The sequence below is a fragment of the Photobacterium halotolerans DSM 18316 genome (genome assembly GCF_000425165.1).
Taxonomy (GTDB): Bacteria; Pseudomonadota; Gammaproteobacteria; order Enterobacterales; family Vibrionaceae; genus Photobacterium; species Photobacterium halotolerans.
Map to the genome: position 1 here is coordinate 392,634 of NZ_KE384319.1, position 15,876 is coordinate 408,509.

Genomic DNA, 15,876 nt, shown 5'->3' on the forward strand with positions numbered 1-15,876 from the left:
TACAGGATTGAAACATGACTGATTTGAATGAGATGACAGACGTAAACGCATTCAGCGAAGACGATCTGAACTTTGACGATCTGAATTTGGACCAGCTGGATGATGATATTGAAACCGAGCAGGATTCAGCTGCTTCGCCCTTTATTCCCTATGACGACGTGCCTTCACGCGATATCAATTTCTTCAAGAAAATCCCCGTCACTGTCACGCTGGAAGTTTCCAGTACCGAAGTCTCGCTGGGTGAACTGATGAAAGCCGGTGAAGGCAGCGTGATTGAGCTGGATAAGCTCAACGGCGAACCACTGGATGTCAAAGTCAATGGATCGCTGATGGGCCATGCCGAGGTTGTGGTGGTCAATGATAAATATGGTCTGCGCCTGATCGACATCGTGGATTCGCCGCTTAACTCCGTGGAATCCTGATGATGCTCCGCAGTACCTGTCACCGAATAGCCCGCACAGGCGGGCTATGTATCACCGGTTTTCTCGTCTTTCTTCTGTCTTCACATCCGGTATTTGCGGCTGAAAGTGGCGGCCTGACACTGATGACAGTGTCTGATGGTGCCGCCAACCAGGAATACAGCGTCAAGCTGCAGGTGCTGCTGTTAATGACGGCGCTGAGCTTTTTGCCCGCCTTCCTGCTGATGGCCACCAGCTTTACCCGGATTATTATCGTGCTGGCCATTTTGCGTCAGGCGCTCGGCCTGCAACAGAGTCCGCCTAACCGGGTGCTGGTCGGCATAGCGCTGGCGTTAACCTTGCTCATCATGCGCCCGGTGTGGACAGACGTCTATGAACACGCTTTTAAACCGTATGACGCAGGCCAGATGACCTTGATGGATGCCTTTGCAGTGGCAGAAAAACCCGTCAAAGATTTCATGCTCAAGCAAACCCAGCAAAGCTCGCTGGAACAAATGCTGCACATTGCCAACGAGCCGATCAATCAAAACGCCGAAGATTTGTCGTTTGCCGTCGTGTTACCCGCTTTCGTGATCAGTGAGCTGAAAACGGCATTCCAGATTGGTTTCATGTTGTTTATTCCCTTCCTGATTATCGATCTGGTGGTTGCCAGCGTCTTGATGGCGATGGGTATGATGATGTTGTCACCCCTGATCATTTCTTTGCCGTTCAAGCTGGTTATATTCGTGCTGGCGGATGGCTGGGCAATGACGGTTGGCACTCTCGCAGCCAGTTTCGGGTAGGAGAACAACATGACACCGGAACTCGCTGTTACCCTGTTTTCAGATGCTGTGTGGATGATCATCACCATTGTGACGGTACTGGTCATTCCGGGGCTGCTTGTCGGGCTGCTGATTGCCGTGTTTCAGGCGGCAACACAGATTAATGAGCAGACCCTGAGCTTTCTTCCGCGTTTATTGGTGACCCTGCTGATGGTGATTTTCGCCGGCCACTGGATGATCCGTAAACTCGTCGACCTGTTCACCTATCTGTTCCATAACATTCCGGGAATGATTGGCTGATGGATCTGACCTTTGCGCAAATCACAGCCTGGCTGGGGCAAGTCTGGTGGCCCTTTTTCCGCCTCGGGGCGGCGCTCGTGGCTATGCCCTTTTTTGGCGACGGCGCCATTCCGATTTGGATAAGACTGCTTTTTGCCTTGTCGATCAGCATTCTGATTGCGCCGCTGATGCCAGCGATGCCAGCTGTGGATCCCCTTTCCCTTAAAGCACTGGTGCTCGCCTTCGAGCAAGCGATCTGGGGAGTGTTCTTCGGATTTATCATACACCTGTTATTCAACACCATGACCATGCTCGGGCAGATTGTCTCTATGCAGATGGGCCTGAGCATGGCGATCATGAATGACCCGGTGAACGGCATGTCTGTCGCCCTGCTCGGCCGCCTGTTCCTGATGTTCAGCACCTTGCTTTTTCTGGCACTGGACGGCCATCTGATCGTGATTGATATTCTGGTCCAGAGCTTTCATGTCTGGCCTGTCGGCTCAGGTATCAGTGAAGCGACGCTGCACCAGATTCTGTCCATGGTCGGCTGGATGTTCGCCTCTGCACTGGCGCTGGCCTTACCCGCCATCGTTTCCATGCTGCTGGCTAACATCAGTTTTGGCGTCATGAACCGGGCCGCGCCCAGCCTGAACGTGTACGCCTTAGGCTTTCCCATGACCATGCTTCTGGGCCTGTTCAGTATTCTCATTGCTATCAGCGGTGTACCCAGCCGCTATACCCAGTTCGTGCATACCACCTTGCAGGAACTGACCTATTATGTCGCAGGAAACGGCCTATGAGTGACCAGAGTACGCAGGACAAAACAGAAAAAGCCACGCCCCAGAAAATCCGTAAAGCCAGAGAGCAGGGGCAGATCCCACGGGCCAAAGATCTCACCGCCGCGGTGATTTTTATCGTTGTGGTGTATTTCTTCTCGGTCCAGCTTGAGGCCATCTGGGATGCACTCAGCGGTGTGTTCCGGTTCAACATGCAACTGACCCGCGAAGACTTGCAGTCGCCCTGGCAAGGCATAGAACATATGGGGCAAAGCCTGGCTATTTTGATAGAACTGTTGCTGCCACTGTTTGCGGTCATACTGTTAGCGGCCATCGCGGGAAGTCTGATGCTGGGCGGCTGGCTGTTCTACCCTGCCGGTGTGCTGCCAAAACTGTCGAAGATCAGCCCGATTGCCGGCATTAAACGTATGTTCTCGATACGCTCACTGGTTGAGCTGCTGAAATCAACCCTCAAAGTGACCGTTATCTTTTTGCTGCTCTATACCTATCTGGATTCTCATCTGGCTGAACTGATGGCGATGCAGAACCTGCCTTTGCGCCAGGGCGTTGTCGCCGTCATGAGTATCCTTTTTCACGGTGTGCTGCTGATGGGCGTTGCGCTGATCATTTTTGGCTTGCTTGATGTGCCCTACCAGCGTTGGGAGCACTTAAAGCAGCTGAAAATGACCAAGCAGGAAACCAAGGAAGAATACAAAAACAACGAAGGCCGGCCGGAAGTGAAACAGCGTATCCGCCAGATTCAGCAGCAGTTTGCACGACGTAAAGTGGAAAAAACCGTGCCGCAGGCAGATGTGGTGATCACCAACCCAACCCACTATGCGGTCGCCATCAAATACGATCCGACTATGTACGATGCCCCTTTCGTGGTGGCCAAAGGGGTGGATGAAATGGCCCTGCATATTCAGCGTATCGCCCGCGAGAACAACGTGGAAATACTGAATTCGCCGCCACTTACGCGTGCTATTTACCATACCACTCAGTTGGAACAGGCCGTGCCGAACCAGCTGTATATCGCCGTGGCGCACATTCTGACTTATGTCATGCAGCTCAAAGCTTTCCGTACCGGGAAAGGCGGCAAACCACAGGCATTACCGACTTTTGCGATTCCACGCCACTTACAGTATTAAGGCAGGAGAGAGATCAAACCCATGTTAAACAGGCTACCTAAATTTAACCATTTAAAGCGCAGCTACATCAGCATTCCTGCTGCGCTGCTCATGATACTGGCCATGGTCATGCTGCCCCTGCCTCCTATGCTGCTGGACGCCATGTTCACCTTCAACATAGTGCTGGCTATCATGGTGCTGCTGGTCAGTACCACGGCAAAACGACCACTGGATTTTTCTATCTTCCCGACCATCTTGCTGGTCGCTACGCTGCTGCGTCTGACGCTGAACGTAGCGTCAACGCGGGTCGTGTTGCTTGAAGGTCACAACGGCGGCGATGCGGCCGGTAAAGTGATTCAGGCATTTGGTGAAGTGGTGATCGGCGGTAACTATGTCGTCGGTCTGGTGGTCTTTGTCATTCTGATGATCATCAACTTCGTGGTGATTACCAAAGGTGGCGAGCGTATTTCAGAAGTCGCGGCCCGATTTACCCTCGACGCCCTGCCGGGTAAACAAATGGCGATTGATGCCGATTTGAATGCCGGTTTGATCGATCAGGAACGCGCCAAACTGCGCCGGAAAGAAGTCGCCAATGAAGCGGATTTCTACGGTTCGATGGACGGTGCGTCAAAATTCGTCCGTGGCGATGCCATCGCCGGCCTGCTGATTCTGTTCATCAATATTATTGGTGGTGTCAGTATTGGCGTGTTCGAATACGATATGACGGGCGCAGATGCGTTCAAAACCTTTGCCTTGCTGACTATCGGTGACGGTCTGGTTGCACAGATCCCGTCCCTGCTGCTGGCCACCTCAGCGGCGATTATCGTGACGCGCATCAATGACAGCGACGATGACATGGCTGAGTCGATGCGCAGCCAGCTGCTCGCTTCCCCGACCACTTTGTTTACTGCCGCCGCGATTATGGCGATTGTCGGCAGTGTGCCCGGAATGCCGCATCTGGCATTCTATGCGTTCGCTGGCGTACTGGCCTATTCGGGCTGGCGGCAACTCAAATCACCCACCCATGATGATCAGCTGGAACAGGTTGAACAACTTGGCTACGCCATGCGCCGTGAAAGCGAGCAGGTGCTGGCCTGGGATGATATTCCGCATGTTCAGAGCCTGTCGCTGCACCTGGGTTTTCGCCTGGTTCATCTGGTCAATAAAGATCAGGGCGCGCCGCTGTCGCAGCGGATCCGGGGGATTCGTAAAACCCTGTCCGAGCAAGTGGGTTATCTGCTGCCTGAAGTCAGTATTCAGGACAACCTCAGCCTGCGGCCAAACCAGTACACCATCGCCGTACAGGGTGAGATAGTCGAACAGGGTGAAATTGAACCGGATCGCCTGATGGCCATTGCTGTGGGTGAAACCTACGGTGACATTGACGGCATCCTGGGGACTGACCCGGCCTATCAGTTACCCGCGGTCTGGATTGAACCCGGCGACAAAGCCAAGGCACTGAATATGGGTTATCAGGTTATTGATGACGCCACCGTCATCGCTACGCACCTCAGTAAGGTAATGAAGAACAACCTGGCCGATCTGTTCACCCACGACGATGTCGACAACATGATCCACCGCTTGTCACTGCAGGCACCGAAACTGGCCGAGGCGCTGGGCAATGTCATGACACCAGCTCAGCAACTCAAGGTGTTCCGTCACTTGCTGCAGGATCAGGTGCCGGTCAAAGATATCCGCACCATCGCCAACACCATGCTCGACAGTGCAGAAAATACCAAAGATCCTATCTTGCTGGCTGCCGATGTGCGCTGTAGTTTACGCCGCACTTTAGTCAACCTGATCAACGGTGACCGCAAAGATCTGAACGTGTACACCTTGTCTGATGATCTGGAGCAAATTTTGCTGAAATCTCTGCAGCAGGCACAGTCAAACGGCCAGGCCATGCTGGACAGTTTTCCGGTTGAGCCCAATATCCTTCAGCAATTCCAGCAAAACCTGCCATTAGTCAAACAGCAGCTTAAGCAGCAAAATCTGCCTCCGGTTCTGCTGGTGATGCCACAACTTCGGCCACTTCTGTCACGTTATGCGCGTACATTTGCACAAGGTCTGGCGGTCTTGTCTTATAATGAGATTCCAGAACACAAGCAAATCAATGTGGTAGGAAACCTTGGCTAAGTTGTTTACCGATGCCGCGTTAGGCGAGCATGCACGCGGGCTGCTGATTCAGGCAGCCCGGACTCCGGATGATCACATTCTGCTTGAGGCCATGCAGCACAATGATATACGTCATGTCTGCCAGCCGATAAGACACACAGAAACCAACGAGGTCACATTCCAGCACCTCACTTTACGGTTCGGCAGCAATAACGAGCAGAGTGTCTACCGTTTCGATCTGTCGGAAGAGATGCGTTATGCGCTGGATCTGTTCGGGCTGCTGCTGGCTGTCAGGCACATTAAATTTCAGCAGGAAACCATCCACGCCAGCCTGATTAATCCGTTAGTTGTGCCCCTGCAGGTGGAAACCTTACTGAAATGGGAACCCGGCCAGCATTTTTTGTCTTCCCTGTTTGAACATCATAGCCAGGCGATGCAGGACGTCGTGCCCTGCATCCAGCTTTTTCAATCCGATTCAGATACCGGGCAATTGGGTCAGCTGCTGGCCTGGCTACATGATACCTGCCCGGCTTTTTGGGTCGATATCAGGCTGCCAACGGCCTATCTTCCTCTGCTGGAAGCATATCCACCCGCAGCCATCAAAATCGCCCAATTCAATGAAGACACCAGTTTCAAGCAAGGCTTGCTGCCGGTCATCCGTTTTTTGAAACAATGCCATGTCGAGTTTGTCGCCGGGCGTGTGGCCACGCAATACGATCTGGTCCGCTTCCGCCGTCTTGGCGCGGGTTATTATTTCGGGTACATCAGCGATATACCCACCTCCTTCTCCGCGCCGAGAAAATTTAAACTCGTTAAATAGCCCCTCAACACTTTTATGTACAACGCCAGCACGTCAGCTGGCGTTTTGCTTTCTGCCGATGTCTGCAAATATTGGATCCCGATTCCAACTCTTTGCTCCCTTTTTACCTGCCTCTTTTCTGTCTTTACGTAATCGTTCACCCACTCAGGGGTAGACCATTTACTCTAACCAACACTACAACTGATTATTTCATTGCCAGGTTTAATAAAATTGAAACATCACATCATGGGTCATGCAGCTGGAAACTGTGAATTTAGCAAATTTTCCAAAATTTATTTTAGCATTCCATATAAAAATCAAGTTATTGATTTTAAATGAATTAGATCCGTTTTCATCAGGCAAAAAACCGCTAAACATCAAGATAAAATCATTTTTTTTCACTTTTCTGATTAATGTTCTCAGAGCCTCTTCCGCCTCATATTAGCGAGTAGGAATAACGGCCACACAGAACAACAAACTGATTTGTGTGCCGATATAAACCAATATAAAGAAGCAATACTTAGGAGAATTTTCATGGCTCTATCAATGCACACCAACTACGCATCTCTGGTTACGCAAAACACCCTGAACGGCACAGGTAACATGCTGAACACGGCCATGGAGCGTCTGGCGACTGGCTACCGTATCAACTCTGCTGCTGATGATGCTGCTGGTCTGCAAATCGCAAGCCGCCTGGAAGCACAAACCCGCGGCATGTCTGTTGCCATGCGCAACTCTCAGGACGGCATCTCTATGCTGCAAACTGCAGAAGGTGCACTGGACGAAGCTACCAACATCCTGTTCCGTATGAAGGATCTGTCAACTCAGGCTGCAAACGGTACAAACAGTAAAGCAGACCAAGATTCACTAAACAAAGAGTTCACTGAACTATCTTCTGAGTTAAACAGCATTATGACTAACACTCAGTATGCTGGTGAAGCACTCTTTGATGCTGCTGGTTTGAAAGGTGGCAGTCTTACCCTGCAAATTGGTAACACTACTACTGAAGTTCTGAGTTTAGCAAATGTTGACACCGATGTTATTGCAGCGTTTACTGCAATCAGTGGTAACCCATTTACAGCATTCGGTGGTGGTGCTGATGTAGCAACGGACCAAACTAATGCGCAAACTGCGATGGGTGAAGTAACTGCTGCTCTTGATGTACTAGGTACAGCACGTGCAGCAATGGGTGCGAACATCAACCGCCTGGAACACACCATCACTAACCTGGGCAACATGGTTGAGAACACCTCTGCTGCGAAAGGCCGTATCATGGATGCTGATTTCGCGGTTGAAACCTCTAACATGACTAAGAACCAGATGCTGATGCAAGCCGGTACTTCTGTACTGTCTCAAACTAACCAGCTGTCTGGCATGGCAATGTCTCTGCTGCGCTAATCAACTGATTAGTCTCAGATACCTAGTCAAAGTCACTCCAATGTTCAAAGCCCCGATTTTCGGGGCTTTTTTTCGTCCCACCCCTGAATACTCCACCCCATTCTTATCAGGACAGACACATCATTCATTAGGACAGACACGTAAATTTAAAGGCGACTGTCCCTTTACGTCACAGGCGGGGAGCACTGACAAGGACAGGCACATTAAGAAAAATACAACGTCATCAATTTCATGATTTTCATACACATCCCCAAATTCTGAACTTCCCCCATTACATCTGCGCTAAAACAAATATACTGTGGATTTATCCAGCACAACTCAATCATTACCTATGACAACAGCACGCAGCCAACTCATTAGTGTAGAAGCAACGCCCTATTACCATTGTGTTTCACGCTGTGTTCGGCGTTCATTTCTGTGCGGGTATGACAAACTTACCCAAACCAGCTATGAACACAGGCGGGGGTGGGTCGAGAAACGGTTAAAACGAATTGCCACCGTATTCTGCGTGGATGTTTGTGCTTACGCCATCATGAGCAACCATTACCATGTCGTTCTGCATATCAACAAAGATCAGGCCCATCGCTTATCGAATCACGAAGTCGTTGAGCGCTGGCTCACCTTACATCGTGCTCCCGTACTGATTCAGCGATTCTTAAAAAGCGAAAGCTTATCCGATGCCGAACAAAATGCTTGCTTGACCATCATCCAGACCTGGCGGGAAAGACTCTGTTCCATCAGCTGGTTCATGCGCCTGCTGAATCAATACATAGCAAGTGAAGCTAATCGTGAAGACAACTGCACCGGCCACTTTTGGGAAGGACGTTTCAAAAGCCAGGCATTACTGGATGAAAAAGCCCTGGCTGCTGCTATGGCATACGTTGATCTAAACCCCATACGAGCCGGTATTGCAGACACACCAGAAACCTCCAACTTCACTTCGGTGAAAGCTCGTATAAAATCGCTTCGCAAAAATCAGGTAACAGCCCCACCGCTTTTCCCCTTCGCCGATAATCCGCGAAACAATATGCCGGAAAGACTGCCATTTCACCTGGCAGATTATCTTGAACTGGTTGAATGGACGGGACAACAAATCAGAGGAGATAAGCCCGGACATATACAATCAACTCAGCTTCCTATCCTTGAGCGACTTGGTATTGAGACTGATTCATGGCTAAATATTTGTACAAACATAAAAAAATGTACACTCGTTGGCTCCGCCGCTGCAATTCAAACAGCATTACCCCTGTTTAACCGGCAACGGCGAACCGCCTTGCAAATTCCTTAATCCCTACACTGCACCCTCTGCACACAACACGCTGAATGTCATGCGTTCGCCCCCACTCTCGTGAAAGTCAGACCGGAGACAGAAAAGCCGCTGCTGGTATCAAAAATACTGTAAATCAATCTTATTAAGATGATATAAACAGCAAATTCGGTGATATCAGACACAAAGCACACTACCTTTTTCTGGCCAATGACCCAAAGTGACTGTCCTTTCAACACGACTTTCGCTCCGATTTAAAGGCGACTGTCCTTTTAAGTCCTTTCGAAAAGCGACTGTCCTTGGAACTCCTTGGAACTCCGTTTTAAGGGTGACTGTCCCTTTAAGTCATTAAGTCTGCATAGCTCGCAAAATCGAAATCTAATCTCAGCCTATTTCAACAATATTTTTCTCCATATCTACCCGAAATTTCTGCCCATAACGTCAGTTAAACGCCGTAACTAAGCAGTTCATCATGAATTTTCCATTCATCTCCGGTGCCAAGCACTTTATTGATAGGTTTATGACAACTTTACGTTACATATTGATGGAAAAGGATAATTTCGCTTTCTGTTCAAACTGGCCTACGTTTTGTTGGTTTAATAAAAATCTCCAGGGAGGAGAACATGAAAAACACAACAAAGTTTTTGGCTTTACTCATTTCAGCTGTCTGCAGCCAGGCTTATGCCGAAGACAAAGTCTGGATCTCCATCGGATCAGATGCCAGCCAGACGGTGAAATCTGTCATGCAACACAAAGCACAATCTTTATTGCCAGAGTCACTGGCCAGCAGCGGGCCGGTGTGGGTAGGACAAGTGGATCACAGCCAGTTGGCTGAGCTATCGCACCACATGCATGAGGATCATCAGCGCTGCGGTGGTTACATGGTTCATTCTTCGGCGGAAAACGCCATTGCTGCCAGCAATATGCCGCAGTCACTCGCTGCTTTTTCGATTCCTGATATCAGCCAGCAAGACACAGTCAACGCCTGGTTACCGCAGGTGAGCTCGCAGGCCATTACCGGCACAATTGGCTCACTGACCAGTTTTATCAACCGTTTTTATACCACCACTTCCGGTGCGCAGGCATCTGACTGGCTGGCCAGTGAATGGCGCTCGCTGAGTGCTTCGTTACCCAATTCCAGCGTTAAGCAAGTTTCGCACTTTGGTTATAACCAGAAATCTGTCGTCTTTACAATAACGGGATCAGAAAAACCGGATGAATGGATCGTACTGGGTGGCCACCTGGACTCCACCATTGGCTCTCATACCAATGAGCAGAGTATCGCACCCGGCGCCGATGACGATGCATCCGGCATCGCCAGCGTGACGGAAATTATTCGCGTGCTGTCGGAAAACAATTTCCAGCCTAAACGCAGTATTGCCGTTATGGCTTATGCTGCAGAAGAAGTGGGATTACGTGGCTCTCAGGATCTGGCCAACCAATATAAATCAGAAGGCAAAAAGGTTATCTCTGCGTTGCAGCTGGACATGACCAACTACAAAGGATCGGTTGAAGATATTGTCTTTATTACCGATTACACAGACAGCAATCTGACCACCTTCCTGAGCCAGCTGGTTGACGAATATCTGCCTAGCTTAACCTACGGGTTCGACACCTGCGGCTATGCCTGTTCAGATCACGCTTCATGGCATAAAGCCGGTTTTTCTGCTGCCATGCCCTTTGAAGCGAAATTCAATGACTACAATCCTATGATCCACACGCCGAACGACACGCTGCAAAACTCAGACTCAACCGGTTCACATGCAGTGAAATTCACCAAGCTGGGCCTCGCCTACGCCATTGAAATGGCCAATGCCACAGGCGGAACCCCACCACCGGCAGATAATGTACTCACAGACGGAGTACCGGTCAGCAACCTGTCAGGTGCTACAGGCAGCCAGGTGCGTTATAGCTTCGAGCTGCCGGCGCAGAAAACACTGCAGATCAGCACAAACGGTGGTTCAGGGGATGTTGATCTGTATGTGTCATTTGGTTCAGAGGCCAGCAAACAAAACTGGGATTGCCGCCCGTACCGGAACGGCAATAACGAAGTCTGTACCTTTGCCGGAGCCACACCGGGCACTTACTCCATTATGCTGGACGGCTATCGCCAGTTCTCTGGTGTGACACTTGAGGCGTCAACCCAGTAGTCAGACTGACTCACCGGTAACAAGGGGATGTTTCCCCTGACTTTTCAAACCCAACCACTTTACCGGAAACCTCTGGGTTTCCGGTTTTTCATCGTTAACTGCCACCCATCCCTGATTTCCCACTGCACTTCTTAATTCCCCCAACCAATTCGCCGCCCTACTTGATAGGGATTGTTGCATAGGTCACAACCTGATCCGGTAAAGCGAACTGGCTTTCCCGTCTATTTCCTGCTGAAACGGAGCAGTTTCCGTCTGGAAGCAATCACTGTCAGACGGAAGATAAAGCGGAAACATGATCGGAAATCCTGCTTCCGCTTTATCCAGGAAAACCAAAACAATCTCATTGATTTCAATAGCTAACACAGTGGCACACTAATTGCTTTAGTAGTCATAAATATAGGAGTTTTTCCATGAGTTCCATCGATCCGATCAGTATGGCAACACAGCTGGCCACCTATGAGGTTCAGCCGTTTCAGCAACGTTTTCAGACTCAGGCTGATAAGTACCAAAGCCAGATTTCTGCCTACGGCAAGATTGAAACTGCCTTGCGGACATTCCGCAGCGCAGTAGAAGACATGAACGGCCTGAATGACAGCGTGGTAAAAAACGGCGCCACTTTCTCGCAGGAAGGCAACATCAGTGCCAGTGTCAATGCCAGCGCACTGGCGGGTGAGTATCAGGTCTTTGTCGAACAAATCGCGACCTCTCATCAGATGGGCGTTGATCTGGGTGCAGGTACCACAGCCGACAGTGCAATTCCGGCGGCAGGCAGCATGGTCATCTCCATGGATGGCAATACCATGACGCTTGATCTGGCGACCGTAGACACAGACAGCGATGGCACTGCCACCCTTCAGGAACTGGCCGCCGCCATCAACAATGATGAAAACAACCCGGGCGTGAACGCCAGCCTTGTCCGCGCCAACGGTGAAACCCACTTCATGTTGTCCGGTAAGGAAACCGGTGTCGCCAATACAGTGTCCGTCAGCGTAACAGGTACAGGTGATGCCAACTTCGAAAATGCCTTTGCCAACAGCACGGATATCAGCACGCCTAAAGATGCGGTGATCTGGCTGGGTGCTGAAGGCACCGGCCTGAAACTGACCAACAGCTCCAACACCTTTGAAGGTGTGATTGACGGCGTTGATCTGACTGTTTCTAAAGCACAAACCAGTGGTGACCAGCCAATCGGTATCACTGTGGGCTCAGATAAAGAGGCCACCAAAGAGCAACTGAACAAGATGGTGGATGCGTATAACGCACTGATGTCTGAAATCGACAAATACACCAAAGTCGGCTCAAAAGACGAAAAGCGTGGCGTACTGGCCGGTGACGGTACTATCCGTTCTCTGGAAAACCAGATCAGCAGTATTTTCCGTCAGTCCTACAACGGCCAGAGCCTGTATTCAGTAGGTGTCAGTATTGACCGGAATGGCAAGCTGGCTATCGACAATGACAAGTTCGAAGCCGCACAGGCTACCGATCCGGCAGCACTGAACGAGATGTTCAACGGCACCGATCAGCTGTTCGACTCGCTCGAAGCAACAGTAAAGCCTTATCTGTCGTTCTCTGATGGTGTCTTCACAAGCCGCAAAGACAGCCTTCAGCAAAACATCAGCCGTATTGACGACAAAATGTCCAATCTGGAGCGCAAGTACCAGATGTCTTACGACCGTTATCTCGCCCAGTTCACTCAGATGAACCAGCTGATGACACAAATGAATCAAACAAGCGGATTATTCGCGTTTTAAAGGAGTTACCCATGCTAATGCAAAACTCGGGCTTTGATTCGTATCAAAGCGTCGATCTGGATGCCCAGGCCGCATCAGCAAACCCTCACCAACTGGTGATCATGCTGATTGACGGCCTGCTGGATGAAGTCGTCCGGGTCAAAGGTCACATCGAATCCAGACGTCTGGAAGCCAAAGGGAAAGGCATCAGTAAGTGCATGAACATCCTGATTGGCCTCGACAGTGCGCTGGATGTAGAAGCCGGTGGCGAACTGGCTGCCAATCTTCACGACCTTTACGAGTTTTGCATCAGCGAGCTCTTTAAGGCCAGCTCCCAGAACAAAGTTGAACACCTTGAGACGGTTGAAAATGTCATGACTAACGTCCGTGAGGGATGGGAAGGTTTTGGTCAGCATGCCTAACATCACAGTGAGCCAGCTAGAAGCTCTCAGGCAGCACCTTGACCAAGCCGCTGCTGATAGCGACTGGGATCGCCTTCAGCAGCTTGATCAGACGTTACAAAAAGTGCTACGGAATCTGAAAGGCACGCAACTGACAGAAGATCATGTTCAGGCGCTTGCCCATCTGAAAAGCAGCCATCAGACAGCCATCGCTGCGGTCAATGCAGCGAAAGATAAGTTACAGCAAGACATGAATGCCGTCGGTGAAGGAAAAGAAGGACTTCTGGCATATCAAATGGCCATGAATATGGAGCTTTAATGAACACTATCGTCTCACATTCCAAACTGGCTAACAGTGACAGCGAGTCGGCGGACATGCTTTCCGGTAAAGTCAAACCGGCCAATGATGGCACCGCCTCCAACTTCAGTGACACGCTGCAATCCAATGCCGCCACTGACCAAAAAGAAGCAGCCATTACTGAGACCTCTTACACGGCCGATGCTGCTGCACAGCCAGAACAGCAACCGGACAGCAATCCGGCACTGTCTCCGGCAGCGGCGGCGGACATCATTGCCAATCTGCTGGCGCAGGCCGAAAAGCAACTGGGAGCAAGCTCTGCGACCAATACCGGGGCGCCCGGAGCAGTTGTCAGTACTGCGGAGAACAGCGTTGCAGCGTCCGGAAGTACCGGTATGCGAGAAACACGCTTAATGTCATCCGGCGCAGCCGCAACACCCGTCGCAGCGGCAGACAGCCAGACAGCCAGTACACAATCAGCCGACAATGCTCGCTTTACTGCTCTGCTGCAGCAACGCAGCCAATCGCCGGCTCAGCAAGATCTCGTGTTAACAGGGTCAGCTGAATCCCGCAGCGCCGGCGCAACCCCTTCTCTGCAAACCCTGATCGCAGGGCTGTCAGCAGACGGTGCGGCTAACTCTGCTGCCGGGCAATCCGGTTCATCCCAACAGGTTCAAAACGCCGCCGCTCCCGTGGAATGGGCCAGCGTCAAATTACCCCAGGGCCAGCAAGGTAAATGGGGTGAACAGATGATCCAGGTACTGCAGGACAGAGTACAGTTGCAGGCCAGCCAGAATTTGCAGGAAGCACGAATTCGTCTGGACCCGCCTGATCTGGGCAAGCTTGATTTAACCGTTCGTATGGATGGCGATCGTCTCAGTGTTCAAATCCACGCCAGCCAGTCGGCCGTCCGTGATGCGCTGGTGCAGGTATCAGAACGGCTGAGAGCCGAGCTGCAGGAACAAAATTTTGTTCATGTTGATGTCAATGTCGGCGATGGCCGTCAGGGCCAGCAGCAAGAGCATGCCGAAGAAGACGCACAACCCGTTATTTTTGCCAACCATCAGGCTGATGACAGCCAGATAACTACAACAGATTCAGGCCATTGGTTATCTACCAGAGCCTGATGAGGAGCCATTTACATGACCCAGCGTAATCTCGTCTTGATCATTATCATCATACTGATCACCAGCGTACTGGTCGCAGCTGCCAGTGTTGGCGGTACCCTTTGGTACGTCAAAAGTCATCAGGGCGAAGGCGGTGCCAGTTTCAGTCTCCCCTTTAGCCAACCTGAGAATGTCGACCCTATTTTCCATCCGCTGGAAAAACTGGTTCTGTCGGTGAAAGGCGAGCGTCAAACGCACTTCATCATGATGGAGCTGGCACTGGAAACGCGTAATGCGGAAGCAATTGAAGGTATCGATAACTATATGCCGGTTGTGCGCAATGCCCTGCTCAAACTCTTCAGTAATAAAACCTATGAGCAACTGCAGAACCAGCGGACGATTGAAGAACTTCAGGATGAAGTCAAAGGGACATTACTGAATGCTTTCAGTCAGACACGTTATGCCCGCGCCATCAACAATGTATTGCTGACCAAATATGTGATTCAGTGAGGCGCCTATGCTAGATATCAACCCGACTGAAGAGTACGAGAAAAAGCACGACACCGGGCGTAACAGCCCGGTAGTGAACGAAGATAAACTGATCCGTGATCACCTGATCTTAGTCAAACGTGTTGTCAATCAACTACGCAGTCATGTCAGCACCCACTGCAGTCTGGAAGATATGCAGCAAATTGGTCTGATGGGACTGCTGGAGGCAGGCCGTCGCTACGGCAACGTGGAAGATCCGAATTTTCCGTCTTTTGCCGTATGCCGGATTCGCGGTTCCATTCTGGATGAATTGCGTCGTCTTGACTGGCGCTCGCGCCAAACCCGGCAACAGGCCCACGAACTGAATGACGTGACCCGCGACTTAATGAAAAAACTCGGCCGCCAGCCCTTGGAGGCCGAAATCATTGCAGCGTTAGGCACAGACCAGGCAGATTATCTGCAGCGCCTGAATGCCTCTATGGCCAGTGAAATGCAAAGTCTGGATCAGTTGCTTGAAAGCGGTTCCGATTTTTCGATGAACCATGACGGCGGCGAATCGGTGCGTCATGAACACATACGCCGCACGCTATCTGCGGCACTTGGCAAGCTCAAACCACGTGAACAGCTTTTGCTGACCCTGTTCTATCAACATGATATGAACCTGCACGAAATTGCACTGGTGCTAAACCTGACACCGCCTCGTGTATGCCAGCTTCATAAGCAGGCACTGAAACAACTGAATCAATATCTTTGCTGATAGG

16 protein-coding genes are annotated in these 15,876 nt (G+C 50.8%); all 16 read left to right on the forward strand.

Annotation, left to right across the window (positions count from 1 at the left end; genetic code table 11):
* Positions 1-23: 23 nt before the first annotated feature.
* The 16 genes from fliN (at position 24) to H511_RS0111165 (ending at position 15,872) form a co-directional block, all read left to right on the forward strand.
* Positions 24-422 (forward strand): flagellar motor switch protein FliN, encoded by a 399-nt coding sequence (gene fliN / locus H511_RS0111070; protein ID WP_027252352.1) that lies wholly within the window; start codon positions 24-26, stop codon positions 420-422.
* Complete coding sequence (fliP, locus tag H511_RS0111075; protein ID WP_036759474.1) at positions 422-1,201, forward strand: flagellar type III secretion system pore protein FliP; 780 nt, start codon at positions 422-424, stop codon at positions 1,199-1,201. The genes fliN and fliP overlap by 1 nt, the downstream gene beginning before the upstream one ends.
* A 9-nt stretch (positions 1,202-1,210) precedes the next feature.
* On the forward strand, positions 1,211-1,480 hold the full coding sequence (gene fliQ, locus H511_RS0111080) for a flagellar biosynthesis protein FliQ (RefSeq protein WP_027252354.1): 270 nt from the start codon (positions 1,211-1,213) through the stop codon (positions 1,478-1,480).
* Complete coding sequence (gene fliR / locus H511_RS0111085) at positions 1,480-2,259, forward strand: flagellar biosynthetic protein FliR (protein ID WP_027252355.1); 780 nt, start codon at positions 1,480-1,482, stop codon at positions 2,257-2,259. The genes fliQ and fliR overlap by 1 nt, the downstream gene beginning before the upstream one ends.
* Positions 2,256-3,383: a flagellar biosynthesis protein FlhB gene (gene flhB / locus H511_RS0111090; RefSeq protein WP_027252356.1), complete on the forward strand. Its 1,128-nt coding sequence runs from the start codon at positions 2,256-2,258 to the stop codon at positions 3,381-3,383. Before fliR ends, flhB begins: the two co-directional genes overlap by 4 nt.
* Positions 3,384-3,404: 21 nt before the next feature.
* Entirely contained in the window at positions 3,405-5,498 is a 2,094-nt protein-coding gene (gene flhA, locus H511_RS0111095; RefSeq protein WP_027252357.1) for a flagellar biosynthesis protein FlhA, read from the forward strand.
* Positions 5,491-6,297 (forward strand): EAL domain-containing protein, encoded by an 807-nt coding sequence (locus tag H511_RS0111100; RefSeq protein WP_027252358.1) that lies wholly within the window; start codon positions 5,491-5,493, stop codon positions 6,295-6,297. Before flhA ends, H511_RS0111100 begins: the two co-directional genes overlap by 8 nt.
* A gap of 513 nt (positions 6,298-6,810) precedes the next feature.
* The gene (lafA, locus tag H511_RS0111110; protein ID WP_027252360.1) at positions 6,811-7,674 is read left to right on the forward strand and encodes a lateral flagellin LafA; all 864 of its coding nucleotides are present in this window, start codon (positions 6,811-6,813) and stop codon (positions 7,672-7,674) included.
* A gap of 331 nt (positions 7,675-8,005) precedes the next feature.
* Positions 8,006-8,962 carry a transposase gene (locus H511_RS0111115; protein WP_027252361.1) on the forward strand — a complete coding sequence of 319 codons (957 nt, stop codon included), beginning with the start codon at positions 8,006-8,008 and terminating at the stop codon, positions 8,960-8,962.
* Positions 8,963-9,564: 602 nt separating this feature from the next.
* Complete coding sequence (locus H511_RS0111125; protein ID WP_036759477.1) at positions 9,565-11,091, forward strand: M28 family metallopeptidase; 1,527 nt, start codon at positions 9,565-9,567, stop codon at positions 11,089-11,091.
* Positions 11,092-11,501: 410 nt separating this feature from the next.
* Positions 11,502-12,842: a flagellar filament capping protein FliD gene (gene fliD, locus H511_RS0111140; RefSeq protein WP_027252365.1), complete on the forward strand. Its 1,341-nt coding sequence runs from the start codon at positions 11,502-11,504 to the stop codon at positions 12,840-12,842.
* 11 nt (positions 12,843-12,853) lie between these two features.
* Positions 12,854-13,243 (forward strand): flagellar export chaperone FliS, encoded by a 390-nt coding sequence (gene fliS / locus H511_RS0111145; RefSeq protein WP_027252366.1) that lies wholly within the window; start codon positions 12,854-12,856, stop codon positions 13,241-13,243.
* Complete coding sequence (fliT, locus tag H511_RS23180) at positions 13,236-13,541, forward strand: flagellar protein FliT (protein WP_036759479.1); 306 nt, start codon at positions 13,236-13,238, stop codon at positions 13,539-13,541. Before fliS ends, fliT begins: the two co-directional genes overlap by 8 nt.
* A complete protein-coding gene (locus H511_RS23185) occupies positions 13,541-14,647 on the forward strand; it encodes a flagellar hook-length control protein FliK (protein ID WP_051288086.1) in 1,107 nt (368 codons plus the stop codon). Before fliT ends, H511_RS23185 begins: the two co-directional genes overlap by 1 nt.
* Positions 14,648-14,662: 15 nt before the next feature.
* Positions 14,663-15,136 carry a flagellar basal body-associated FliL family protein gene (locus H511_RS0111160; RefSeq protein WP_027252367.1) on the forward strand — a complete coding sequence of 158 codons (474 nt, stop codon included), beginning with the start codon at positions 14,663-14,665 and terminating at the stop codon, positions 15,134-15,136.
* 7 nt (positions 15,137-15,143) lie between these two features.
* Complete coding sequence (locus H511_RS0111165) at positions 15,144-15,872, forward strand: FliA/WhiG family RNA polymerase sigma factor (RefSeq protein WP_027252368.1); 729 nt, start codon at positions 15,144-15,146, stop codon at positions 15,870-15,872.
* Positions 15,873-15,876: the final 4 nt, after the last annotated feature.